The sequence below is a fragment of the Allolucifera butyrica genome, assembly GCF_900476375.1.
Classification (GTDB): domain Bacteria; phylum Bacillota; class Negativicutes; order Sporomusales; family UPPP01; genus Lucifera; species Lucifera butyrica.
Genome location: NZ_UPPP01000083.1, coordinates 119406 through 144742, shown reverse-complemented (window position 1 = coordinate 144742; position 25337 = coordinate 119406). Strand labels below are relative to the sequence as shown.

The 25337-nt window shown below is 47.3% G+C and carries 23 protein-coding genes and 1 riboswitch; all 23 genes read left to right on the top strand.

From position 1 onward, the window contains the following. The first annotated feature begins 1 nt into the window (after position 1). The gene (locus LUCIF_RS16385) at positions 2–1711 is read left to right on the top strand and encodes a proline--tRNA ligase (RefSeq protein ID WP_122628967.1); all 1710 of its coding nucleotides are present in this window, start codon (positions 2–4) and stop codon (positions 1709–1711) included. A 197-nt stretch (positions 1712–1908) separates the two neighbouring features. Further along, positions 1909–5595, top strand: a complete 3687-nt coding sequence (locus tag LUCIF_RS16380; protein WP_122628966.1) for a PolC-type DNA polymerase III — start codon at positions 1909–1911, stop codon at positions 5593–5595. Positions 5596–5805: 210 nt separating this feature from the next. Then, on the top strand, positions 5806–6264 hold the full coding sequence (gene rimP / locus LUCIF_RS16375; protein ID WP_122628965.1) for a ribosome maturation factor RimP: 459 nt from the start codon (positions 5806–5808) through the stop codon (positions 6262–6264). Between the two features lie 32 nt (positions 6265–6296). Then, positions 6297–7340, top strand: coding sequence for a transcription termination factor NusA (gene nusA, locus LUCIF_RS16370; protein ID WP_122628964.1), 1044 nt, complete (start codon positions 6297–6299; stop codon positions 7338–7340). A gap of 19 nt (positions 7341–7359) precedes the next feature. Continuing rightward, entirely contained in the window at positions 7360–7626 is a 267-nt protein-coding gene (gene rnpM / locus LUCIF_RS16365) for an RNase P modulator RnpM (protein WP_122628963.1), read from the top strand. Next, entirely contained in the window at positions 7623–7937 is a 315-nt protein-coding gene (locus tag LUCIF_RS16360; RefSeq protein WP_122628962.1) for a L7Ae/L30e/S12e/Gadd45 family ribosomal protein, read from the top strand. The genes rnpM and LUCIF_RS16360 overlap by 4 nt, the downstream gene beginning before the upstream one ends. 36 nt (positions 7938–7973) lie before the next feature. Continuing rightward, a complete protein-coding gene (gene infB, locus LUCIF_RS16355; RefSeq protein ID WP_122628961.1) occupies positions 7974–10571 on the top strand; it encodes a translation initiation factor IF-2 in 2598 nt (865 codons plus the stop codon). 20 nt (positions 10572–10591) lie between these two features. After that, a complete protein-coding gene (rbfA, locus tag LUCIF_RS16350; RefSeq protein ID WP_122628960.1) occupies positions 10592–10948 on the top strand; it encodes a 30S ribosome-binding factor RbfA in 357 nt (118 codons plus the stop codon). Then, positions 10948–11901 (top strand): DHH family phosphoesterase, encoded by a 954-nt coding sequence (locus tag LUCIF_RS16345; RefSeq protein ID WP_122628959.1) that lies wholly within the window; start codon positions 10948–10950, stop codon positions 11899–11901. Before rbfA ends, LUCIF_RS16345 begins: the two co-directional genes overlap by 1 nt. Continuing rightward, on the top strand, positions 11898–12764 hold the full coding sequence (gene truB, locus LUCIF_RS16340; RefSeq protein ID WP_122628958.1) for a tRNA pseudouridine(55) synthase TruB: 867 nt from the start codon (positions 11898–11900) through the stop codon (positions 12762–12764). Before LUCIF_RS16345 ends, truB begins: the two co-directional genes overlap by 4 nt. Before the next feature lie 210 nt (positions 12765–12974). Further along, positions 12975–13889 (top strand): bifunctional riboflavin kinase/FAD synthetase, encoded by a 915-nt coding sequence (locus LUCIF_RS16335; protein WP_207857848.1) that lies wholly within the window; start codon positions 12975–12977, stop codon positions 13887–13889. Positions 13890–14033: 144 nt separating this feature from the next. Beyond that, entirely contained in the window at positions 14034–14300 is a 267-nt protein-coding gene (gene rpsO, locus LUCIF_RS16330) for a 30S ribosomal protein S15 (RefSeq protein ID WP_122628956.1), read from the top strand. A gap of 150 nt (positions 14301–14450) precedes the next feature. Next, complete coding sequence (locus tag LUCIF_RS16325; RefSeq protein WP_122628955.1) at positions 14451–16547, top strand: polyribonucleotide nucleotidyltransferase; 2097 nt, start codon at positions 14451–14453, stop codon at positions 16545–16547. Positions 16548–16670: 123 nt separating this feature from the next. After that, positions 16671–17384: a polysaccharide deacetylase family protein gene (locus tag LUCIF_RS16320; RefSeq protein ID WP_122628954.1), complete on the top strand. Its 714-nt coding sequence runs from the start codon at positions 16671–16673 to the stop codon at positions 17382–17384. Between the two features lie 143 nt (positions 17385–17527). Further along, positions 17528–18388, top strand: a complete 861-nt coding sequence (locus LUCIF_RS16315; RefSeq protein WP_122628953.1) for an N-acetylmuramoyl-L-alanine amidase family protein — start codon at positions 17528–17530, stop codon at positions 18386–18388. 124 nt (positions 18389–18512) lie between these two features. Further along, positions 18513–19766: a M16 family metallopeptidase gene (locus tag LUCIF_RS16310; RefSeq protein ID WP_122628952.1), complete on the top strand. Its 1254-nt coding sequence runs from the start codon at positions 18513–18515 to the stop codon at positions 19764–19766. 16 nt (positions 19767–19782) lie between these two features. Then, complete coding sequence (gene dut / locus LUCIF_RS16305) at positions 19783–20229, top strand: dUTP diphosphatase (RefSeq protein WP_122628951.1); 447 nt, start codon at positions 19783–19785, stop codon at positions 20227–20229. 355 nt (positions 20230–20584) lie between these two features. Next, complete coding sequence (locus LUCIF_RS16300) at positions 20585–20896, top strand: hypothetical protein (protein ID WP_122628950.1); 312 nt, start codon at positions 20585–20587, stop codon at positions 20894–20896. A gap of 16 nt (positions 20897–20912) precedes the next feature. Beyond that, positions 20913–21188: a YlmC/YmxH family sporulation protein gene (locus tag LUCIF_RS16295; RefSeq protein WP_122628949.1), complete on the top strand. Its 276-nt coding sequence runs from the start codon at positions 20913–20915 to the stop codon at positions 21186–21188. Positions 21189–21275: 87 nt separating this feature from the next. After that, on the top strand, positions 21276–21866 hold the full coding sequence (locus LUCIF_RS16290) for a general stress protein (protein WP_122628948.1): 591 nt from the start codon (positions 21276–21278) through the stop codon (positions 21864–21866). A gap of 99 nt (positions 21867–21965) precedes the next feature. Next, positions 21966–22139, top strand: a riboswitch (Lysine riboswitch). A gap of 120 nt (positions 22140–22259) precedes the next feature. Continuing rightward, positions 22260–23054 carry a 4-hydroxy-tetrahydrodipicolinate reductase gene (gene dapB, locus LUCIF_RS16285; RefSeq protein ID WP_122628947.1) on the top strand — a complete coding sequence of 265 codons (795 nt, stop codon included), beginning with the start codon at positions 22260–22262 and terminating at the stop codon, positions 23052–23054. A 17-nt stretch (positions 23055–23071) separates the two neighbouring features. Next, on the top strand, positions 23072–24103 hold the full coding sequence (locus LUCIF_RS16280; RefSeq protein ID WP_122628946.1) for an aspartate-semialdehyde dehydrogenase: 1032 nt from the start codon (positions 23072–23074) through the stop codon (positions 24101–24103). Between the two features lie 11 nt (positions 24104–24114). Beyond that, on the top strand, positions 24115–25335 hold the full coding sequence (gene dapG, locus LUCIF_RS16275; protein ID WP_122628945.1) for an aspartate kinase: 1221 nt from the start codon (positions 24115–24117) through the stop codon (positions 25333–25335). The last annotated feature ends 2 nt before the right edge of the window (positions 25336–25337 follow it).

The window sequence follows — 25337 nt, the reverse complement described above, 5'->3', positions numbered from 1 at the left end:
TATGCGTGTGTCCCAGTTATATGCGCCCACATTGCGGGAAACTCCCGCCGAAGCGGAAGTCGTTAGTCATCAGTTAATGTTGCGGGCCGGTATGATTCGTAAGGCAGCTGGCGGAGTCTATACCTATTTGCCGCTTGCCTGGAAAGTATTAAAAAAAATTGAAGCTATTGTAAGAGAAGAGATGGATGCCAAGGGCGGGCAAGAGTTGCTGATGCCGATTATTCAGCCGGCGGAAATGTGGCAGGAAACAGGCCGTTGGGATGTATATGGCGAGGAAATGTTCCGGCTCCGTGACCGTCATAGCCGGAATTTCTGTCTGGGACCCACACATGAGGAAATGATTACGACCCTGGTGCGTTCCGATGTTCGCTCATACCGGCAATTACCGTTGTTATTATATCAAATTCAGAATAAATACCGCGATGAGATTCGGCCCCGTTTTGGATTAATGCGCGGACGGGAATTTATTATGAAAGATTTGTATTCTTTTGACCGGGACGAAGCGGGTTTGGACGAAAGTTATAATAAGATGTATGACGCCTATAGCCGTATCTTCTCCCGCTGCGGACTCGAGTTCCGGCCGGTAGAAGCGGATTCCGGCGCAATCGGCGGCAGCGGTTCGCACGAATTTATGGTTATTGCCGATTCCGGTGAAGCGGCGATTGCCTTTTGTTCGGCTTGTGATTATGCCGCTAACGTGGAAAAGGCGGAATTACAGGCAATAGAGGTAGAGGCGGACGGTACGGCGGTATTGCCCTTGGAACGGGTTGCAACACCGAATATGAAATCAATAAAAGAGGTAACCCGGTTTTTGGGTATGGATGCTACCCGGATCATTAAAACAATCGCTTATCAAACGGATAAAGGGCCCGTTTTAGCTTTGGTACGGGGCGACCATGAGGTAAATGAAATCAAACTGAAAAATAAATTGGACTGTTTATATTTGGAATTGGCGAATGAAGCGGTCATTGCCGAAGTGTTGGAAAGCTGTGCCGGATTTTTGGGACCGGTCAAGGCCCAAAATGTAACGGTTGTTGCCGACCATACGGTTATGCTGATGCGGGATGCCGTGTGCGGTGCCAATAGCCAGGATGTGCATTATCTGCATGTTCAGCCGCAACGGGACATTCAACCGGCCATAGTGGCCGATATCCGCCTGATCCAGGAGAATGACCCCTGTCCTCGCTGCGGTGCGCCGGTGAAAACGGCAAGAGGCATTGAAGTGGGCCAGGTGTTTAAGCTTCATACGAAATATAGTCAGGCTCTCAATGCGGTTTATCTCGATGAAAATGGCAAAGAAGCACCCATGGTCATGGGCTGTTACGGCGTGGGAGTAAGCCGGACCATGGCGGCCGCTATTGAACAGAATCATGATGAGAATGGGATTATCTGGCCGGTTCCGATTGCACCGTATCAGGTGATTGTGGTGCCGGTTAACGCCAAAGATGCGGCGCAAATGGCGCTGGCGGAGAAGATATACGGAGAGTTGAGCGCCGCCGGCGTGGAAACGATACTGGATGACCGCAATGAACGTCCGGGAGTAAAGTTTAAGGATGCCGATTTAATTGGCTACCCGTTACGGGTCATAATTGGCCCCAAGACGTTGCAGGAAGGAAAAGTGGAAGTTAAAGTGAGACGAAGCGGGGAAATTGAGTTTTTTGCTATTGAGCAATGTTCCGGTAAGGTTAAAGAACTGCTGGGCAAGATTTGAATTAAAAAACCGCGTTAGCGGTTTTTTTCTTAGCTTTTTTTGTAACTTTTTGTGTTAAAATAGAAGTGTATGGATAAAATGTTTCATTTTGCTTACAAACAGGTAGTTTCCGAAAGGCATGTTGTGAGTCTAACGGGTGTTTGGCAGAAGACCGCAGCAATGTGAAACGTATTTTATTTTCGAGTGGAGAGAAGTTTATGTCTGAGTATTGCCTGATCCCGGAGCACTGTCAGAGTATCTGGGGATTCCTGGAGAATGTACCGGCAGCGCAACACCACCGGGAGCTATTAACACAATGCCTGGTTAAAAAAGTTGAAATTAATACCCGTCTGGAACGCTGGAAAATATTTGTCAGTACGCCCCAGCAGTTGCCGGCGGCAATCATAAAATTGGCGGAAGACAGTTTGTGCCAAAGCTGTGAGGTAACCAAAGTTATTTTTATTCAGCAAATCAAAAAACTGGAAGATTATTTAGAGCGGCAGTGGAATGACTTTACCCGGCAAATCGCCGGGAATAATCCGTCGGTGAAGCATATCTTAACAACAGCGCAACACACTTTTGACGGCAAAGAATTAATCATTGAAACATTGGGTGATTGGGCAGTTGAAATGCTGCACGGAAGAAATGTGGACCGCGAGATCAAGGAATATTTTCTCCGCGAATTCGGACGTTCCTGTGGTGTAACGTTTACAGCCGGCGCCGTTGGCAGTGAACAGACACTATGCGAGGAGGATTACCTGACGCCGGAATATATGGCGGCCTTGAACGAGTGCACGTCACCACCGGAAACCAAGAAAAAAGATAAGGGCAATGATATCATTTTAGGAAGAAATATTAAAGATATGCCTGTAGAGATTTCTACCGTCCAGGAGGAAGACCGTAACATTGTCTTTGAAGGCGAAATATTAAATGTAAAATTAACGGAATTTCGGACGGGAAATAGCATTGTTACCTTTGACCTGGTTGATGGAACGGACGGGATTAGCTGCAAGGTATTTTTTAAAGACCAGGATAAAGAACAAGCCGGCAAAATAATGGAAGAACTGCGGGACGGAATGACGGTCCGCCTTAAGGGAATGGTGCGGAACGATAAATATTCGGATGAACTGATGATGTACCCTGACAGCATCTGCAAAGTGATAAAACCGGAACGGCTGGATACCGCCGATACTCCCCGGGTCGAACTGCACTTGCATACCCGTATGAGCAGTATGGACTCCGTTGTGGCGGTAAAAAGCCTTATTAAGACGGCGGCCAAATGGCGTCATCCCGCCGTTGCCATAACCGACCACGGCGTAGTGCAAGCGTTTCCCGAAGCCCAAGAAGAAGCGGCCAAGGCCGGAATTAAAGTAATTTACGGGATGGAAGGCTACTTGTTTGAACAAGATATCAATCAGGCCAGACATATCGTAATTTTGGTTCAAAACAGCGTTGGTCTGCGCAATTTGTACCGGCTGGTATCCTTGTCCCATCTGAAATACCTGCATCGGAAGCCCCGAATTCCCCGGGCCGTTCTGACGGAACACCGGGAAGGCCTGCTTTTTGGTTCCGCCTGCGAGGCGGGGGATCTGATTCAGGCCATGCTGCATGGCGCCACCGATGCGGAATTGGACCAGATTGCTGCTTATTATGATTATCTGGAAATTCAGCCGACGGGGAATAATGCCTTTTTATTGCGCGAAGGAAAAGTCGGCAGTGAAGAAGAACTGCGGCAGATTAACCGGCGAGTATGCCAAATTGGCGAACGGCTGAACAAGCCGGTAGTTGCAACCTGCGATGTTCATTTCTTAAATCCGGAAGACCATATTTACCGTGCGATTCTTATGGCCGGCCAGGGATATTCGGATGCCGACAAACAACCGCCGCTTTATTTCCGCACCACCGAGGAAATGCTGGCGGAGTTTGATTACCTGGGAAAGGACAAAGCTTACGAGGTCGTTGTGGAAACCCCACGGCAAATTAATGACAGGATTGAAGTCATAAAACCGATCCCCGACGAATTGTACTCGCCGCAAATTCCGGGGGCGGAAGAACAAATCCAGTCTATGGCTTATGCCAAAGCAGCCGCTCTATATGGCAAGGAGCTGCCTGAGATTGTGGCGGCGCGTCTTAAATTGGAACTGGACTCGATTATTAACCATGGTTTTGCCGTGTTGTATCTTATAGCCCATAAATTGGTAAAAAAATCGCTGGATGACGGCTATCTGGTCGGTTCGCGGGGTTCGGTAGGTTCCTCGTTTGTAGCCACCATGACGGATATTACCGAGGTCAACCCTTTGCCGCCGCACTGGCGATGTCCCGAGTGCAAGCACAGCGAATTTGTAACCGACGGCAGTTATGGCAGCGGCTTTGACTTGCCGGATAAAAAGTGTCCGGCTTGTAATATGGAGATGAAAAAAGACGGCCATGATATTCCGTTCGCTGTTTTTATGGGGTTCAACGGAGATAAGGTACCGGATATTGACCTTAATTTCTCCGGCGATTATCAGCCCGTTGCCCATAAATATACGGAAGAGTTGTTTGGCAAGGACAATGTATTCAGAGCCGGTACGATTTCAACCATTGCCGATAAAAAAGCGTATGGATTTGTAAAAAAATATTTTAGCGAAAAAAATACAATGGTCCGTAACGCCCGGGTCAATAAACTTGTGTCCGGCTGCGGCGGAGTCAAGCAGACCACGGGACAGCATCCCGGGGGAATCATGGTTGTACCCCGTGATATGGATGTGCATCATTTTACGCCCATTCAATATCCGGCGGATAAAAATTCGTCCAGCACCATCACGACTCATTTTGATTATCATTCCATCAGCAGCCGGTTGGTTAAGCTGGATATATTAGGTCATGATGATCCCACCGTCATTAGAATGCTGGAAGACCTGACCGGACGGAATGCGAAAACAATTCCTTTTGATGATCCGGCAACAATGAGCCTGTTTTCCTCCACGGAAGCGTTAGGTTTGACCCCCGAACAATTGGGCAGTACCGTTGGGACTTTTGGCATTCCCGAATTTGGTACTAAGTTTGTCCGTCAGATGCTGGAAGATACGAAGCCGCGCAAATTTAGCGAATTGGTTCGTATCAGCGGATTTTCTCATGGTACGGACGTTTGGCTTAATAATGCACAGGATTTGATAAAGAACGGCATTGCCAAGTTGTCGGAGGCAATTTCTGCCCGTGATGATATTATGATCTATTTGATTCAAAAAGGGCTGCCGCCTAAAATGGCCTTTCAAACGATGGAAATGGTGCGTAAAGGAAAAGGTAAATCGATTAAGGAGGAAGATATTCAGAAAATGCTGGACCAGGGGGTTCCCCAGTGGTACATTGAATCTTGCCGGAAAATACAATACATGTTTCCGAAAGCGCATGCGGTCGCCTATGTCATGATGGCTGTCCGCATTGCTTATTGCAAAGTGCATTATCCGTTGGCTTTTTATGCGGCTTATTTCACTGTCCGGGCTACTGAATTTGATGCCGGCTTAATTGTTAAGGGAGAGGCAGCCATCAGGGCTAAATTATCCGAATTTGAGGAGCGGGGCAATGATTTGACGGCTAAGGAAAAGGGATTGCAAACTATTTTGGAAATGACTCTGGAACTGTATCTGCGCAATTTCTCTTTTCAAAAAGTTTCCCTTTATGAGTCGCATGCCACTAAATTCTTAATTGCCGGGAATGGTTTATTGCCGCCATTGGCAGCCTTAGAGGGACTGGGAGATACGGCAGCCCGCAATATCGTCCAGGCCCGGGAACCGCGGCCCTTCTCCTCGCAGGAGGACCTTCGTGTACGCAGTCGCGTGTCGAAGACCGTTATTGATATTTTGAAAGAACACGGTTGTTTGGATGATTTGCCGGAAACCGACCAGATTATGTTGTTTGCCTGATTTTTGAATTGTATATTGTAAAATTAATCCTTGAGTGTTATACTACATATAGTTACAAGTGTGGTGCATGACAAGAGTGGGTATATACCCACTCTTTCATCTTATACTGGTTTACTCTTCCAACAAGGTATAAGTATGAGCATGCTTAGGCAACAATAGTAGGGAATACGGGTGATGAGGAATACTCGTAGCAGGAAATGGGGGATTGAATTGGCGAGGGAACAGATTGAACAACTGGTGGCGAATTTAGTTGGCAATATAATCACCAATACCGGACTGGAATTGGTTGATGTCGAATATGTCAAAGAGCGGGATTGGTATTTGCGGGTTTTTCTTGATAAACTGGGCGGTATTGAAGTGGAAGACTGTCAGTGGGTTAGTGAAAAACTGGAAAGTGAACTGGACCGTCTTGACCCTATCCGGGATAGTTATTATCTGGAAATTTCGTCACCGGGACTGGACCGGCCGTTAAAAAAAGAGGCTGACTTTACCCGTTATCGCGGGGAAACAGTGGATGTTCATATGTTTGCGCCGTTAGACGGGCGCAAAATGTTCACCGGCACTTTACTGGGCCTGAATGACGGCAATATAACCATCAATATGGACGGGACGGAAACCAGCATAGCGCAGGAAAAAGTCTCGCAAGTGAGATTGCATATTGATTTTTAGATTTCAAATAAAAATTTAATAGGGGGATTCAGATGAATGCCGAATTTATGCAAGCTTTTGAACAATTAGCGCGGGAAAAAGGAATTGCGGCGGAGATTGTATTTGATGCAATTGAAGCGGCGCTGATTTCAGCTTACAAACGGAATTTTGGCTCAGCTCAAAATGTAAGAGTATTTTTGGATCGAAGTACCGGGGAAATCCATGTCTATGCCCGGAAAATCGTTGTGGAAGAAGTGCAGGATTCCCGTCTGGAAATTTCGCTGGCCGAGGCCCGTTCCCTTGATTTACGTTATGAATTGGACGATGTAGTAGAGTTGGAAGTAACACCGAAAAATTTTGGCCGTATTGCCGCCCAGACCGCTAAGCAGGTGGTCGTTCAGCGAATCCGGGAGGCGGAACGGGGTATTGTCTTCGAAGAATTTTCCAACCGGGAAAGTGACATCGTTACCGGTATTGTGCAACGTCTGGAACAAAAAAATGTATTTATTGATTTGGGCAAAGCGGAAGCTATTTTGGCGTCGTCGGAACAGATTCCGGGTGAGGCATACCGGCACGGAGACCGGCTAAAGACTTATATTATTGAAGTGAAGAAAACCACCAAGGGGCCGCAAATTCTGGTATCCCGGACTCATCCCGGTTTATTGAAGCGGTTATTTGAGCTGGAAGTTCCGGAAATTCATGATGGCGTAGTTGAAATTAAATCGGTTACCCGGGAACCGGGGTTACGCTCTAAAATTGCGGTTCATTCCCGGGACGAAAATGTGGATCCCGTAGGAGCTTGTGTTGGACACAAAGGGATGCGCGTACAGACAATTGTTAACGAATTAAAAGGCGAAAAAATAGATATTGTTAAATGGAATAATGATCCGGCCAAATATATTGCCAGTGCGCTAAGTCCGGCCAAAGTACTGTCGGTTGATGTTAACGAAATTGAAAAAATATCCAAAGTGGTTGTGCCGGACTATCAACTGTCCCTGGCAATTGGCAAGGAGGGGCAAAATGCCCGGCTGGCCGCCAAATTAACCGGCTGGAAAATAGACATTAAGAGCGAGTCGCAAATTCAGTCTGCCACATAATGCGAGAGGAGGAAACAGAATGAAACCGAAAAAGATTCCTCAGCGACTATGTGTCGGCTGTCAAGAAATGAAAAATAAGAAAGAATTAATGCGGGTGGTACGTACGCCGGCGGGAGAGGTTTTACTGGATCCCACCGGGAAGAAAGCGGGGCGCGGGGCTTATGTATGCAGCTGCGAAGCGTGTTTAAATAAAGCCTTTAAAGAAAAGAAACTGGAACGGGCTTTAAATCAGGTTATTGCGCCGGAAGTTTATGAACAATTGCGCCAGGGTATTATAAAAATATGAAGGAAGCGAAACTTATATCCCTGTTAGGGTTGGCCCAAAAGGCTGGAAAGCTTGTTACGGGAGAATTTGCCGTAGAGAAGGCGGTGAAAGCCGGGAAGGCCAAAATGGTGTTGATTGCCGCCGATGCCTCGGCTAATACCAAAGACCGCTTTCGCAGTATGACGGCGTTTTATCAGGTTGCTCATTATGAAGTCGCATCCAAAGAACAGTTAGGCAGTGCCACGGGGAAAATGCACCGGGCTTCCGTTGCCGTACTTGATGTTGGTTTTTGTGATGCCATAAAAAGGATGATAGAAAAAACAGACCAGTGAGTTTTTTCCGGGAGAAAGAAAATTGGGGGTGGATCAATGTCTAAATACAGGATCTATGAATTAGCTAAAGAGTTTGATACAACAAGTAAAGTAATTATAGATATTCTGGCACGGCACAATATGGTAGCGAAAAATCATATGAGCAGTGTGGATGAAGACGCGAAGATTGTTATTGACCGTACGTTTGCCCGTAAAACGGGGGCAGCGGAACCGGCCGGCGAGAAAAAGGAAACCAGTTCCGTAAGTCACGGCCCGGCGCCGTCGGCGCAATCCGCAGGCGGTCCGGTTTCCGACCGGGCCGAAAGGCAAAATCACCGGCCTTGGCAGCCCGGTCAGAGACCGGAGCAGCGCGGGCAAAACAGACCACCGGTACATAATCAGCAAGGATATAATCAGCAAGGAGCGATGAACCGGCAGGCTGAAGCGCATACCCAGGTTAAAGGGGCTCAGGATGCAAGAAGGTCCGGTCCGAATTTTCCCCATCAGCAACGGCCGAATCAAGGCCAGCAACAGGGACCATTTCGGCAACAGCCCAGGGGTGGTTTTGGAACCCCCGGACAACAAAATCAGAACCGGGCCTTTGGTGGAGCACCACGGCCGGAACAGGCCCAACAGCCTGCAAAAACCGGCGGTAATCAATTTCAACCGCAGCAGAACCGGGACCGGTTTCATCAAGCCGGTCCGGGCGGGAATACAGCCGGAGGAAATAGACCAGCCGGTGGAAATAGATCGTCCGGAGGAAATAGACCAGCCGGAGGAAATAGACCGTTCGGTGGAAATAGACCGACTGGAGGAAATAGACCGTCCGGGCATAACCGGCATCAGGCGAATAAACCCGGCATGAATACCGCGGTGCCAAATCCGGCTGCCAAGCAAGAACCGCCAAAACCGAAAATTATTAAACTGGGCGGGCCGGTTACGGTAAAAGAACTTGCCGGTAAGATGGGCCGGGAAGTTAGTGATATCATAAAAAAATTAATGACGTTGGGAACCATGGCCACGATCAATCAGGAAGTTGACTTGGATACGGCCGTCATTCTGGCAGGTGAATACGATATAACCGTGGAAGAACTGCCGCCGGAGGAAGATCCGACGGAAATTGCCGAAATCGAAGACGATCCCGCCAGTCTGGTTTTACGTCCTCCCGTAGTGACGGTTATGGGACATGTCGATCATGGTAAGACCTCGCTCTTGGATGCCATCCGTCAAACCAATGTTACCGCTCACGAAGCAGGTGGCATAACTCAGCATATTGGAGCCTATCAGGTTCTATGCCAGGGAAAAAAGATCGTGTTTTTGGATACTCCCGGTCACGAGGCGTTCACTTCCATGCGGGCCAGAGGGGCGCAGGTAACGGATATTGCCATTTTAGTGGTTGCAGCAGATGATGGCGTGATGCCGCAAACCGTTGAGGCGATCAATCATGCCAAGTCGGCGAAGGTGCCGATTATTGTCGCGATAAATAAAATGGATCGTCCGGGAGCCAATCCCGACCGGGTTAAACAACAACTGGCGGAACAAGGTTTAGTGCCGGAAGACTGGGGCGGCGACACGATCATGGTGCCTGTCTCGGCTCACCAAAAAACCGGCTTGAGTGATTTGCTGGAAATGATTTTATTAGTGGCTGAAATGCAGGAAGTGAAGGCAAATCCGAACCGCTTGGCCTATGGCACAATTATCGAAGCGGAGCTGGATAAGGGCCGGGGACCGGTTGCTACCGTTTTAGTACAAAAAGGAACCTTGCGAATCGGCGATTCGATCATCGCCGGTACGACCTATGGCAAAGTCCGGGCCATGATCAATGACCGCGGTGATAAGGTCAAAAAGGCCGAACCTTCCACACCGGTAGAAGTATTGGGATTAAATGATGTTCCCATGGCCGGCGATGTATTAGCGGCTGTTGATGAGAAAATAGCCCGATCTGTTGCTGAAAAGCGAGTTGCCAAGAAGCGCAGCGAGGAAATGAAAGAGTCGCAAAAAGTTTCTCTGGACGATTTGTTCAAGCAGATCCAGGAGGGAGCCATCAAGGATCTGAATATTGTCGTGAAAGCGGATGTTCAGGGTTCTATCGAAGCGTTAAAGCAAGCGCTGGTGTCGTTGAGAAATAAAGAAGTGCGGGTGAGCATTGTTCACTCAGGGGTAGGGGCAATCAATGAGTCGGACGTTATGCTGGCTTCGGCATCCAATGCTTTGATTATCGGGTTTAATGTACGGCCTGATGCCAATGCCCGGAAAGCAGCGGAAACGGAAAAAATTGATATCCGGTCTTACCGGGTTATTTACGAAGCAATAAACGACGTGGAAGCGGCCATGACCGGCATGCTGGCGCCGGAGTACAAAGAGGTTATTTTAGGGCGCATTGAGGTCCGGAAAGTATTCTCCATTCCCAAAGGGGTTGTCGCCGGTTCCTACGTATTGGAAGGAAAGATTACCAGCGCATCCCTGGTTCGTATTATTCGTAACGGGATTGTGGTGCATGAGGGCAAACTGGAATCCTTGCGCCGGTTTAAAGATGATGTAAAAGAAGTTGCCGCCGGCTATGAATGCGGAATTTCCATGGAAAAATTCCGGGACATCAAAGAGGGCGACGTGATTGAAGCGTATATGATGGAATTGGTAAAACAAAGCAGTTAGTTTGGAAGCGGGGGAATCATATGGGACAACTGCGGGTGGAAAAAGTCCAAGAATTTATTAAACAGGAAATCAGTAAAATTATACTGACTGAGCTGAAGGATCCGCGGGTTGGCTTTGTTACTGTCACCCACGTGGAGGTAAGCGGCGATTTACATACGGCTAAGGTATATCTTAGCCTCATGGGAAATGATGAACAGAAGGTAGCTACCTGGCAGGGATTGCAAAGCGCAATCGGTTATTTACGCAGTGAAATCGGCAAACGGATCCGGCTGCGGATAACGCCGGAATTGTCGCTGCATATTGACGATTCCCTGGATTATAGCACACGCATTCAGGAACTATTAACTAAGTTGAAGCAGGAGGAAGGCAGCCGCTGATGGAAATTTCACTTAAGCAGGCTTCGGAATTGCTGGAACGAGCTGCCAATATCGTGCTGACCGCCCATATTTATCCGGACGGCGACAGTCTGGGCTCTATGCTTGCCCTCTTTCATTCGCTTAGGGCCGCAGGCAAGGACGTTACGATGCTTCTCGACGATGACGTGCCGAAATTATACCAGTACCTTCCCGGCCAGGAGAAAATAGTCCGGCCCCGTTCCGGACTGAATGCGGACCTGCTGGTCGTACTTGACGCTAGTGATGAGGAGCGGATCGGGGCGGTTAAGACAGCCGTTTTCGCACCCATCCTGAACTTAGACCATCATTTGTCCAATACCCGGTTTGCCGATTATTGGTACGTTGACGCAGAAGCTGCCGCGACCGGCGAAATCATTTTTAAGTTATTGGGACTGATGAATGGAAAAATCACCCGGGAGATTGCGGTTTGTTTATATACGGCAATTGCGACGGATTGCGGGTTTTTCCGTTACGCCAATACTTCCGCCGCTACGATGCGTTATGCGGCGGAATTGATCGAATGCGGTGTTCAGCCGCACGTTATCGCTGAACATTTGGATACACGCCCTCTGGCAAATATTATTTTGCTGACCAAGGCATTAGCAACTCTTCAACTATATGAAGCAGGCAGGATTGCCACCATTACCCTGTCGGCCGAAATGGGACAGATTACGTCGGATAATACGGAAGGATTCATTAATTATCCCCGCAATATTGAAGGGGTGGAAATTGCCGTCTTATTTAAAGTCGTGGATACCAATACGGTACGGGTCAGTCTGCGTTCAAGAAATGTCGACGTCAGCCGGTTAGCCTTAGCTTTCGGCGGCGGCGGTCACGCCCGCGCTGCCGGGTGCACACTGAACGGAACCCTGGAGGATGCCAAAACAAAAATAATTGGCGCCGCCGTTGCCCGGCTTAAGGAGAGTCCGGTATGACGGGAATTATCAATGTGCTGAAACCGCCGGGCATGACTTCTCATGATGTTGTAGCTTTTGTCCGCCGCACATTGGGAGAAAAAAAAGCCGGTCATGCCGGTACGCTGGACCCTGCCGCCGCCGGCGTATTGCCGGTTTTTTTGGGACAAGCTACCCGCATTATCGAATACACAACCGATTGCAGCAAGAGCTATCGGGCCGAATTAACCTTTGGTTATGAAACCGACACCGGTGACGATACAGGGGAAGTTCTCCGCTCGGCGCCGTATCCGGGCATTGCCGCCGAACAAATCGAAACCGTTCTGGCCTCCTTTGCCGGAACCTCCCGGCAAATTCCTCCCATGTATTCGGCAGTCAAGGTTGCAGGACGGAAGATGTATGAACTGGCCCGCGCCGGAATGACAGTGGAAAGGGAAGCCCGCACGATTTTTATCGATTCGATTCAACTGATAAAAATAACAGAGGCAGGCATTTTGTTTGATGTAACCTGCTCAAAAGGTACCTATATCCGCTCGTTATGCATGGATATCGGACAAAAGCTGGGTTATCCGGCGGTGATGTCTTTTTTAGTCCGGACCCGGGTGGGGAATTTTACGCTGGCGGATGCCGTCTTACTGGAGCAAATAGCCGAACAAAAAGAGGCGGTTATCCTGCCGCTTGATTATGCTCTGGGTCATATGCCGCAAATTACTTTAAATTCGGAAACAGCCAAACGGCTTCAAAATGGGCAGGCGGTTGAAACCGGCGGCAGCCCAGCCGGGCTTTTTCGAATTTATGACCATTCGAATCGTCTGGTGGGGATTGGGCGGCAACAGCCGGATTCCGTTTATCTTACACCGGTTAAAGTACTAAATTTGGGGTAAAATCCCACTTTTCGCAGTCCTCTGTCATTTAAAATATTTTCTCTGAGAAAGATATATTGAAGGAATTTTAAACGAAATAAAAAATCAATTATTACTTTGTGGCTATAAATTGGGGGAAATATTGTCGCTATAAGTTTAGGGTGCGAAATGTGGGTGGCGATTTGGTCCAGGTTGTTATGCGAGGAGAAAGATATGAAGATATATACCCAAATGACAAAGTTAAGGGGGAGTTTCCCTGCTGTCTCGGTTGCGTTAGGCACCTTTGACGGTATACACCTGGGACACCAAAAGATTATTTCCCGGGTAGTAAATCTGGCTCGTTCCTCAGGTGGTACCAGCGTTGTATTTACTTTCAGCAATCATCCTCTTGCCGTGCTGGCACCGGAGCATTGCCCGCCGCAAATTGTATCACAGCAGGATAAGGCGGCGCTGATTGAAAAATTAGGCGTCGATGTTTTATTAACGATTCCATTTACCAGAGAATTTCTGCGGTTATCGCCGGCCGCTTTTATAACGATGTTGGCGGACAATCTCGGACCCAGGCATGTTGTGGTCGGACCCAATTATTCATTTGGTTATCAGGGTGCCGGTACGCCGGACGTATTGCAACAGGCCGGGCGGGAAAATTCTTTTTCCGTGGAAGTCCATGAAAGTGTTTATGTAGAGACAATGCTTGTCAGCAGTACGTTAATCAGACAATGTATTACGGAAGGCAACATAAGGCAGGCAACGATGCTCTTGGGGCGTTTACCGTGTGTGACCGGAACCGTAATTGCCGGTGACCAGCGTGGCCGTACTCTGGGGTACCCCACGGCCAACCTGGCGGTTGATGCCAATTTGGTTTTGCCGGCCGACGGGGTCTATGCGGTGCGGGTGAATAACCAAAAGAACCAATATTACGGAGTAGCGAATATTGGTAAAAATCCTACTTTCCAGGGAAGTGAAAGAAGACTGGAAGTATATATTCTGGATTATACGGCGAATCTATACGGACAGGTGCTTACTGTCGAATTTGTCGAACGCATCCGGTCCGAGATCCGATTTGCTACTACGGATGAGTTGAAACGTCAGATCGGGCAGGATGTTGCCGCCGTCCGGTCGTATTTTAACATTCTATCCCGCTAAATCCAAATTGACCATTTACAGGATTTTTTGTTTATGGTAAAATGATTTTGGTGTGAATAATTAGCAGAACCGTAGCGAGGATCATCGAATCTCCAACGATTGTCTTGGCTAATGGGGATAGTGAATAAAAGGAGGTGACCCATTGTGTTGACACCGGAAAAAAAGCAGCAGTTGATTGAAAAGTATCGTCTCCATGAAAGTGATACCGGTTCTCCGGAAGTACAGATTGCTATCTTGACGGAGCGGATTAACTACCTGACCGAACATTTAAAGGAGCACAAAAAAGATCATCATTCCCGTCGCGGACTACTTAAAATGGTAGGTCAACGCAGAGGTTTATTAAACTACCTGCGTGATGATGATATTGAACGTTACCGCTCGATCCTTGAAAAGCTCAATCTCAGAAAATAATTACATGCAGGATTTAAAAGCGGGGTTATGCCCGCTTTTATTTATTTTATTCAGGTTAGATTTGAATAAAAAAGGGAATAATAAGAAAAATGTCGAAGAGTTAAACTTTGGAAAAAGAAAAGGGGTTTAAGAAGAGGAGGAAAACCAAATATGGAGAGTTTTCAATTAGAAGTTGGCGGCCGGTTGCTTGTTTTGGAAGCAGGCAAAATGGCTAAACAGGCAAATGGTGCAGTTTTGGTACGTTACGGCGATACCGCCGTGATGGTTACCGCCACTGCATCGGCCGAACCAAGAGCAGGGATTGATTTTTTTCCCTTGACTGTTGATTATGAGGAGCGGCTATATTCCGTAGGTAAGATTCCCGGAGGCTTTATAAAACGGGAAGGCCGTCCCAGTGAAGCGGCCATTCTTTCCGGCCGGTTGATTGACCGTCCGATTCGTCCGTTGTTTGCCGAAGGTTTTAGAAATGATGTGCAAGTAGTTGCTACGGTTATGTCGGTTGATCAGAATAATCCACCTGATATACCGGCGATGATCGGCGCGTCCTGTTCGCTGTCTATTTCCGATATTCCTTTTAATGGTCCGATTGCCGGCGTGAGAGTAGGCAGAATGAATGGGGAATTTATTATAAACCCAACTGTCGAACAGCAAAATCAAAGTGAAATGAATCTGGTAGTCGCCGGCACGAAGGACGCTGTACTTATGGTAGAAGCCGGAGCCAATGAATTGCCGGAAACAGTGATCCTGGAAGCCATTCGTTTTGGTCATGATGTCATCCGGGAAATTGTAGCTTTTCAGGAAAAAATTGTGGAAAAAATAGGTAAGCCGAAGCGGAAACTGCCGCTTTATGAGGTTCCGGAAGAAATTAACGCGGCGGTCAGGGAATATGTAACCGAAAAACTAAAGGTCGCTGTGGCAAATTCGGATAAACTTGCCCGGGAAGAAGACATCAAACAGGTTAAAAATGAAGCGATGGAACATTTCGCTGAGATTTATCCCGATAATGCAAAAGAAATAGCCTATACCATGCAAAAAGTTCTGAAAGAAATTGTGCGCCGTATGATTACGGTGGACAAAATCCGGCCGGATGGGCGGAAAGTAGACGAGGTGCGTCCCATTACCTGCGAAGTGGGCGTGCTGGCCCGGACCCATGGATCGGGACTTTTTACCCGGGGACAGACACAGGTGTTGTCCATTGCGACCTTAGGGGCAATTGGTGACGAACAAATTTTGGACGGTCTCGGTGTTGAAGAATCGAAACGGTACATGCATCACTATAATTTTCCCGCTTTCAGCGTTGGCGAGACTAAACCTTCACGAGGGCCCGGCCGCCGGGAAATCGGCCATGGTGCCTTGGCTGAGCGTGCTTTATTGCCCGTGATTCCATCAGAAACAGATTTTCCGTATACCATCCGGGTTGTGTCGGAAGTATTGGAATCGAACGGTTCCACGTCCATGGGAAGCGTTTGTGGCAGCACATTGTCCCTAATGGATGCGGGGGTGCCGATTAAAGCGCCGGTGTCCGGAGTGGCCATGGGGCTGGTCAAAGAAGGGGATCATTACACCATTTTGACCGACATACAAGGGATGGAAGACGCCCTGGGAGATATGGATTTTAAAGTTGCCGGTACGACCCAAGGGGTTACGGCAATCCAGATGGATATTAAGATTGCGGGCATTACCAAAGAAATTTTGGAATCGGCTCTTGAACAAGCCAAACGCGGACGGATGCATATCATGGAAAAAATGATGGCCGTAATCGATACGCCCCGGGCTGAACTTTCACCGTATGCGCCGCGAATTATTACTATGGAGATTGACCCGGACAAAATCCGGGACGTAATTGGACCGGGCGGCAAAATTATTAAAAAGATCATTGAAGATACTGGGGTTACCATTGATATCGAAGATGACGGTAAGGTATTTATTGCTGCCGTTGATGTAGAAGCCGGTCAGAAAGCAGTAAAAATTATTGAGAATTTAGTGCGGGATGTGGAAGTTGGCGGTATTTATCTAGGAAAAGTGACCCGCTTAATGAATTTTGGTGCGTTTGTGGAAATATTACCGGGGAAAGAAGGCTTGGTTCACATTTCGCAGCTGGCACGGGAGCGGGTTGCGAAGGTGGAGGATGTTGTAAAACCAGGGGATGAGATCATGGTTAAAGTTACCGAGATTGACCGCCAAGGACGGATCAACTTATCCCGGAAGGAATTGCTAAAAGTGGAACAACCAAAAGAAGCTGAATAAGTAGTTTCCTCAGAAAACATAAACCCAACGGTTTATGTTTTTTTATGCGGTCTTTCGTATCATGAAACAATTGCTTGCTTAATACATTAAGTAATAAGGAAGTTCAATTGGAGAGTGATGGTAATGAAAATATTTTTGGCTGTACGGATTCCGCAATGGTATGTTGTTTTTGCAACGGGGATCTTCTTGTTTCTGGCCATGTTATCCGGCATCCTTCAGCCACTGCTCAGCAATCAGTCGTCATCAGTACCCCAGCCATACTTTCATGGGAATGAGTCAAAGCCGAAAGTGGCATTGGCCTGTAATGTATTCTGGGGGGAAGAGTTTCTTCCCGACATGTTAAATACGCTGGATAAATACAATTGCAAGATCACCTTCTTTATCGGCGGCAGCTGGGCTAAACGCTATCCCGACGTTTTGAAGATGATTGCCGACAGAGGGCATGAACTGGGCAACCACACCTATAGCCACCCGCACCCGAATACTCTCAGTAAAGAAAAAAATAAGGAACAAATTATTCTGGCACAGGATCTTATTAATAATATAACCGGCAAGAAAACCGTGCTCTATGCGCCGCCTTATGGAGAGTATAACGATACGGTTTTGTCAGCCGCCCAGGAATTAGGGTACAAAACCATCATGTGGAGTATTGATACGATTGATTGGCAACGGCCACCGGCAGATATTATAAAAAAGAGAGTTCTGAAAAAAATTCATAACGGTGCAATTATCCTTATGCATCCAACCGAACCGACAGCCAAGGCTCTGCCGGATTTGATTGAAGAATTACAAAAACTTGGCTATCAAATAACAACGGTATCTGATGTGTTGGATTGACAAATATAGGCATGTAAATGCCTATATTTTTTATTGCTTAAATCGCTTATTTATGTTAACATGTTTACATAAAACTATCTTTATTGTTTTACATACCACTTATATTAAGTAGGTATGTTATTTTATATTTGGGGGAGGTTTCAATGCATAACAAAAAGCGATTGACCCATATTCTATTGGGAATTTTGTTGCTAACGCTGCTCCTGCCTTTACCCACAACCCAAGCGGCGCCACCGGGCCACGCCTCCAGTGTCCTGACGGCGTCGACCGTGCCCGGTTCCGGCGGAACGGGTTTGATTGACAAGGTTATTGACTTACTCTTCAACAAAATCCTGGATCCAATTTTAAATGTGTTTGGCAGCAAATCGTCAACAGCCGATTCGCCGGTAAAAGTGACTCCGTTGCCGCCAGTAGGCAGTGACGGACAGGATAGCAATGTATTACAAGGAAAAGTGATTGTGATTGACCCCGGTCATGGCGGCAGTAATCCGGGCGCTGTAGCCAACAATACCCGCGAATCCGATAATAATTTAGCCGTGGGTCTGAAGTTGCGGGATAAATTGCGCCAGGCAGGGGCCAAAGTCGTTATGACCCGGGATACGGACCGTACCGTCGCACCGGAAGGCAGTACGCTGGATCAGGAATTACAGGCAAGGATAACGATCGCTGAGGAAAATCAGGCTGATATTTTTGTCAGTATTCACTCCAACGACAATGACGACCCCAGTATTGCCGGTACTATGTCCTTTTATCCCAATGGCAAATCATCTGCTTTAGCCAGGGCGGTACAAAATGCGGTTGTTAAAGAAACCCATGCTGTGAATAGGGGAGTATCACCGGCCAATTTCTATGTACTGCGTAATAATCCTGTGCCGGCAATGCTGTTGGAGATGGGATTTGTTTCCAATCCGACAGAGGCGGCGCGGCTGCATGACGCAACGTATCGTGCCAGCATAGCGCAAGGCATTTTCAACGGGATCGTTAATTATTTCAGTAGCCGGTAATCTGATAAACCAGGGAGGAAAGAATCCCTGGTTTTTTCCTTATAGGAATGAATATAATATTAAAAGCAGGATTTCCCACGTATCGACAGAATGTTATTTATATTTTATAAAAAAGGAGTTTTCTATGTATCGTAAATCTGTATTGCCAAACGGGATTCGGATCGTTTCAGAAACTATTCCTTATGTCAAGTCGGTAACGCTTGGGATTTGGGTAAACACAGGCTCCCGCTATGAAGAGGAAGATAACCATGGAGTTTCTCATTTTATTGAACACTTATTATTTAAAGGAACACTCAGCCGTTCCGCTAAAGACATAGCGGAACAGGTAGATGCCGTAGGCGGGCAATTGAATGCTTTTACCGCCAAAGAATACACCTGCTATTACATGAAGATTTTAGACACGCACACAGAGCTGGCCATGGATATTTTAAGCGATATGTTGTGTTTTTCCAAATTTGACCCGGCCGATATTGAACGGGAACGGGAAGTCGTAATGGAAGAGATCAATATGTATGAAGATTCACCGGACGAATTGGTACATGATCTTTATTTGGATCATGTATGGCCCGGTCATACATTAGGCCGGAATATCCTGGGAACCGTTCAGTCAGTGAAAGAGCTTAACCGAACTAAAGTACTGGAATACTATCGGCGCTTTTATACACCAGATAATATGGTTATTGCCGCGGCAGGCAATATTACGCACGAGGGAGTAACCGCTCTGGCGGAAAGGTTTTTTGGCAGTCTCACGGGAACGAAAAGGACTTCTTTAGCTTTGCCGCCGGTATTAACTTCCGCTTATACCGTACAAACGAAAGATACGGAACAAGTACATTTCTGCCTGGGCACCGGCAGTGTGCCGCAAAATTCGCCTGACATTTACACCGTACATATCCTAAACAACATATTAGGCGGTGGAATTAGTTCCCGCCTGTTTCAGTCAATCCGGGAGGAACGAGGTTTGGCCTATTCCGTCTATTCGTATCAAACCAATTACAGTGACGCCGGCTTACTGACAATTTATGCCGGGACCAGACCGGGGAATGCATCACAGGTGATTGAACTGATCCTGCAAAATATAAAAGAGCTGTGCCGGCAGGGGATTACCGAAGCCGAATTAGTCAAAACCAAAGAGCAGTTAAAGGGCAGTTTGCTGCTTGGCCTGGAAAGTTCCAACAGCCGGATGTCGAGGCTCGGTAAAATGGAAGTTACCATGAATAAATATATTACGCTGGAAGAGATTATTGAGAAAATTGAACAGGTTTCGCTCGCTGATTTTAGAAACATGTGCGACAGGCTGTTTTTGCAGCAAGCTTTAAGTTTGACTGCTTTGGGCCCCGTTTCGGGGGAACAGTTGCCGGCAGATTTAAAAATATAAGAAAGGGAGTTCGGTTATGTTGCGAGGGTTTGCCAAAATTTCCGGTTATGAAAATGACGGAATTCCCTTACCGGAACGAAAAACGGCTTATAGTGCGGGTTATGATATCGCCGCCGCTCAGGATGTAGTATTGCCGCCGCAAAAAGTATCTTTTATCCCTACCGGTTTAAAAGTATATATGCAGGCCGATGAGTTCTTCGGTGTTCACATCCGGTCCAGTATGGCAATCAAACATTCCCTTAGCCTGATAAACGGCCAGGGTATTATTGACGCCGATTATTATAACAATGAGACGAATGAGGGGCATATATTAATTGCCGTTTTTAACCATGGTGAGGAGGCGGTCCGGATTACCAAGGGGACCAGAGTTGCCCAGGGGATTTTTTATAAATACTTGCGGGCGGATGAGGAAAAAACAGTTAGCGCTTCCCGGACCGGCGGCCTAGGCAGTACCGGTCAGTAGAAAATTTTTAAAAATATTTGGTATCTGGAATCTCTCCTGCGGTAAATGGGCAAGGGGGATTCTTTTCTATGAAAAACGGCAGAAGAATCGCCTTATCAACGCTTCGCCGTTGGCACTTAACCTCCGCTTATGACAAGACGATCCTTCTGCCGGGATGACTGCCAATTTTCAGAGGATTTTCCCGCACCCTGAACCCTGCAAACAAGTTCTTATGGAATCGTGGTCTTTTATTCCAAAATCCAATTACCAATTTCCAATTACCGAAAAACCGTGTCAGTGGTTTTTCCTATAAATGGACATATAAACCGGACGGCAGTCATACTTATGTAATAAGCTTGCTGGTGGAGGGAAGGCAATGTATGGGTGGAGCGCACTGATCATTATACTTTGCGGCACGTTATGGTCTTTGTGGGTCAGGGCCGACCGCTTTCGGCACAGTGCCGAACAGACGGATACCAAAGCTTCCCCCTTTTCCATTGCTTTGCAGGAGCTTGTCGCTACCGCTGGTGGAGTATATCTGTCTTTTATCATGCTGGTTGCCTTTTTAAAGCTGGAAATTCCTGATAAGATATTGCTGTTTCAGGTAGCCTTTGATCCGTTGGCGCTTACGGCGCTGGGAATTGCCATTATCCAGCCCTTATTTATAAAATTTATTGATAAAAAGTAAGGAGTGTGATGAGTATATGCGCATTAGTGAATTGTCCGGAAAGGAAGTCATTAATCTGGGGGATGGGGCGAGACTGGGAACCATTGACGAATGTGACCTTTCTTTCGAAAGTAGAACCGGTCATATTCAAGGATTGACACTACCTAAACGGCATAATTTATTTGGTTTTTTTGGCGACCAGAATGGATCGTTTATTCCCTGGCAGGCAGTACGCCGGGTTGGTGATGAAGTGATTATTGTCGATTTGAATAATGCCTACGACCGCCGGTCTATATCAAGTCTGGCAAAATAAAACAATGTATAAAAATTGGTAACAGGGGAAACCTAACATCGCAGTTGCAATGGCATTTTGCAACATACATGTTAGGAGGCGGAAGCTATGACGGAAAATACAAATCAAACTCCCATGCAATCCGGTACGGTAACGACCAGTTATACGAATGCGGAATATGGCGCTAATCAGATGGGCACGCCGCAAAGGGTAACTTCAGGCCAAGTTAAAGCCGTTATTGGTGTTTTCAGTACCCGGGACCAGGCGGAAAAAGCAGTGGAGGAATTGCGCCGCCAGGGATTTTCCACGGAGGAAATCAATATTCTCTCGAAAGACCGTCGTGGGCAAGGCGGGGATGTACAGGATGATGATATAACCGATGGCGCGATGACGGGAGGCACAATCGGCGGGATTGGCGGATTATTGCTTGGTGCCGGTGCGTTGGCCATCCCTGGAATCGGTCCGGTTATTGCCGCCGGCCCGATTGCCGCCGCTTTGAGCGGAGCGGTTGCCGGCGGTCTTGCCGGTGGTTTGATTGACTGGGGGATTCCGGCGGAAGCCAGCGAGCATTATGAGCAGGAAGTGGCCCGCGGCGGAATTTTGGCGGTTATTCGCACCCAATCAACAAAAGTAAATCAAGCAGCCCAAATTTTACGGCAAAACGGAGCACAAGATGTTGAAAGCCACAACGCACGCTGACCGGGGATGTATCCCCGGTTTTTTTTATAAAAATTATTTGACAGTCATGGAACCAATATTATACAATAAACGTAAAATGAATAGAAATCATCCTGCACAGGGTGGAGTAGAGGTGCGGGCAACAGAAGTACTTTCAGGGAGAGTGGTATTGATGAACTGAAAGAAAAGGGTTGACCGCCGAAGTGCGAAGAATTACCGGATTCTTGGCACTGGTTTTAAGTCGAATAGGCTTAAGACTGTCACCAATATTTTTGGTGGAGCGCTATCTCATCTATAGCGGAGAAAGCAGGTAATTTTGCTTTTCTTTCGTTGTGGTTCAGGGTTGTCTGTAAGAGTGACAACCGGTGAGATTTGCCTCACCGGTTATTTTATTTTATTTAAGGAGTGAATAATTTGATTAGGGTTATGGTCTGCGGTGCATACGGGAAAATGGGACGGGAAGTTATAAAAGCCGTGTATCGCGATGAACAATTGAGCTTAGTAGGAGCAGTTGACGTCAAATCAAACTTTGACGATGTTGGTGATTTGATTGGTGTGGCGAAGACCGGCATTCCTGTCGGTAATGATCTTCAAACCGTAATTAATGAGACGAAACCGCAAGTGATGGTCGATTTTACCAATCCTGTTTCCGTTTTAAATAATATCCGGCTGGCAATAAAAAATGGCGTTTGTCCGGTAGTAGGAACAACTGGCTTGACGGAGAATAATATAAGTGAAATCAGGGAATTGTGCTTACAAACTAAGGTGAATGCAATTATATCGCCCAACTTTTCGGTCGGAGCGGTTCTGATGATGAAGTTGTCGCAAGAGGCGGCGAAATATTTGCCGCAGGTTGAGATCATTGAACTGCACCATGACCAGAAACTGGATGCTCCTTCAGGTACGGCGCTGCGTACGGCGGAATTAATCGCCGCACAGCGCGGAGTATTGCGGCAGGGCCATCCGGATGAGACGGAAAAATTAATGGGAGCCCGAGGGGCGGAATTAGCCGGTATTCGGTTGCATAGTGTGCGTCTGCCGGGATATGTTGCCCATCAGGAAGTAATTTTTGGCGGCTTGGGGCAGACTTTAACTATCCGGCACGATTCGATTTCCCGTGAATCCTTCATGCCGGGAGTTATTTTGGCGTGTAAGAAAGTGTTAACGGTCGATGGCCTTATATGCGGGCTGGAACATATAATGGAATAGTTTAGGGGATGATGAGAATGAAAAAATTTAATGTGGCCATACTGGGCGCTACCGGGGCTGTAGGGCAGGAATTTCTTAAATTGATTGCCGAACGCAATTTTCCCTATAATGAACTGAAACTGCTTGCTTCGGAACGGTCGGCCGGAAAACAGATTGATTTCAGGGGAAAAACGTATACCGTCGAGCAAGCTGCACCGGATTCGTTTAAAGATGTACAAATTGCTTTATTTGCCGGTGGGGCGGCCAGCAAGATTTTTGCCCCGGAGGCGGTAAAACGGGGCGCCGTAGTGATTGATAATTCCAGCGCTTTCCGGATGGACCCGGACGTTCCCCTGGTGGTACCGGAAGTAAATCCGGAAGCATTAAAAAAACATAAGGGAATTATCGCCAATCCGAACTGTTCGACCATCATCATGGTGATGGCCCTTAAACCGATTTATGATAAAGCCGGCATTAAGCGGATTGTGGTTTCCACCTATCAGGCCGTGTCCGGCGCCGGCAAAGAAGCGATTGATGAACTCACCGATCAAACCAGAGCCGTCATGGCAGAGCAGGAAGTGAAGGCTACTATCCTGCCGGGAGCCAGTCTGTCCAAACATTACCAGATTGCGTTTAATCTTTTGCCGCAGATTGATGTATTTGTGGCGGAGAATTATACGAAAGAAGAAATGAAAATGGTTCACGAGACCCACAAAATACTGAATGATCCAAGTATCGGTATTACGGCTACTACAGTACGGGTGCCGGTATACCGGAGTCATTCGGAATCCGTTAATATTGAAATGAAACGGCCCTTGTCGATAGAAGAAACGAAAGAAATACTGGCTGCTTTCCCCGGGGTGATTGTTCAGGATGATCCGGCGGAAATGCTTTATCCTATGCCGTTGACTGCTTCGGACCGGAATGAGGTGTTTGTGGGACGAATCCGTCCGGACCATACAGTCAAATATGGCTTAAATCTATGGGTTGTGGGTGATCAGATTCGCAAAGGAGCGGCTTTGAATGCTTTGCAAATAGCCGAGCATATGATTGACCAGAATTTAATTTGAGGTGTAGTTGAATGCGGATAATTGTACAAAAGTTCGGGGGAACATCGGTCGCTTCACCGGAAAAGCGGGCCATGGTACTTGGCAAAATCGAAAAAGCACGGGAACAGGGATTTTATCCTGTGGTTGTGGTTTCGGCCATGGGGCGCAAGGGCGAGCCGTATGCAACCGATACTCTGCTCGGTTTGACAAAATCAGTATATAAGAATATTGCCGTCCGTGAATTGGATCAAATTATGTATTGCGGCGAAATTATCTCAGCGGTGGTTATGACGGCAACTTTGCAGAATGCCGGTTTGGAAGCAGTCATGTTAACGGGTGGTCAGGCAGGTATCATTACGGATGATAATTTTACCAGCGCCAGAATTTTAAAAGTTGATCCTACCCGGTTAATCACTCTTTTAAAGATGAGGAAAGTTCCGATTGTCTGCGGTTTTCAGGGCATGACTGCCGACGGGGAATTCACAACCCTGGGCAGGGGGGGGAGCGATACTACGGCTTCTGCCCTGGGGGCCGCTTTAAACGCCGAGCTGGTGGAGATATACACGGATGTGGACGGAATCATGACAGCCGATCCGCGCATTGTGAATAATGCTAAAATTTTGGATTGTATCAGCTACGGTGAAGTGTGTCAACTGGCACATCAAGGCGCCAAAGTGATTCATCCGCGGGCCGTGGAAATTGCTATGCAAAAAAATATTCCCCTGGTTGTAAAATCAACTTTTTCCGATACTCCCGGAACTTTAATAACAAACATTGCCAAAGAAGATACCCGAGGCAATGCGGTTGCCGACCGGGTGGCAACCGGTGTGACTTATGTAAACGGCCTGGCCCAGATCAAAATAGAGATCGTTACCGACCAGTCCTATAATGCCAGTTCGAAAGTATTCCGGGCTATGGCGGATGCCGGTATCAGTGTTGATTTGATTAATGTTCATCCCGGTCAGATCATGTTTACTGTAAGTGAAGAAATTGCTGAAAAAGCCGGCACCAGAATTCAGGACTTAGGCTATAAGGCCGGGATTTTGTACAATTGCGCCAAGGTATCAGTCGTTGGCGGCGGAATGCGGGAAGTTCCGGGTGTTATGGCAACCTTCGTGGAGGCTTTGTCCGCTAATAATATTACGATTTTGCAAACCGTCGATTCCCATACATCGATTTCCGTATTAATCCATAAAGAAGATGTTGAGGATGCCGTAACGGCATTACACGCTAAATTTGGTTTGGATAGTTAGAT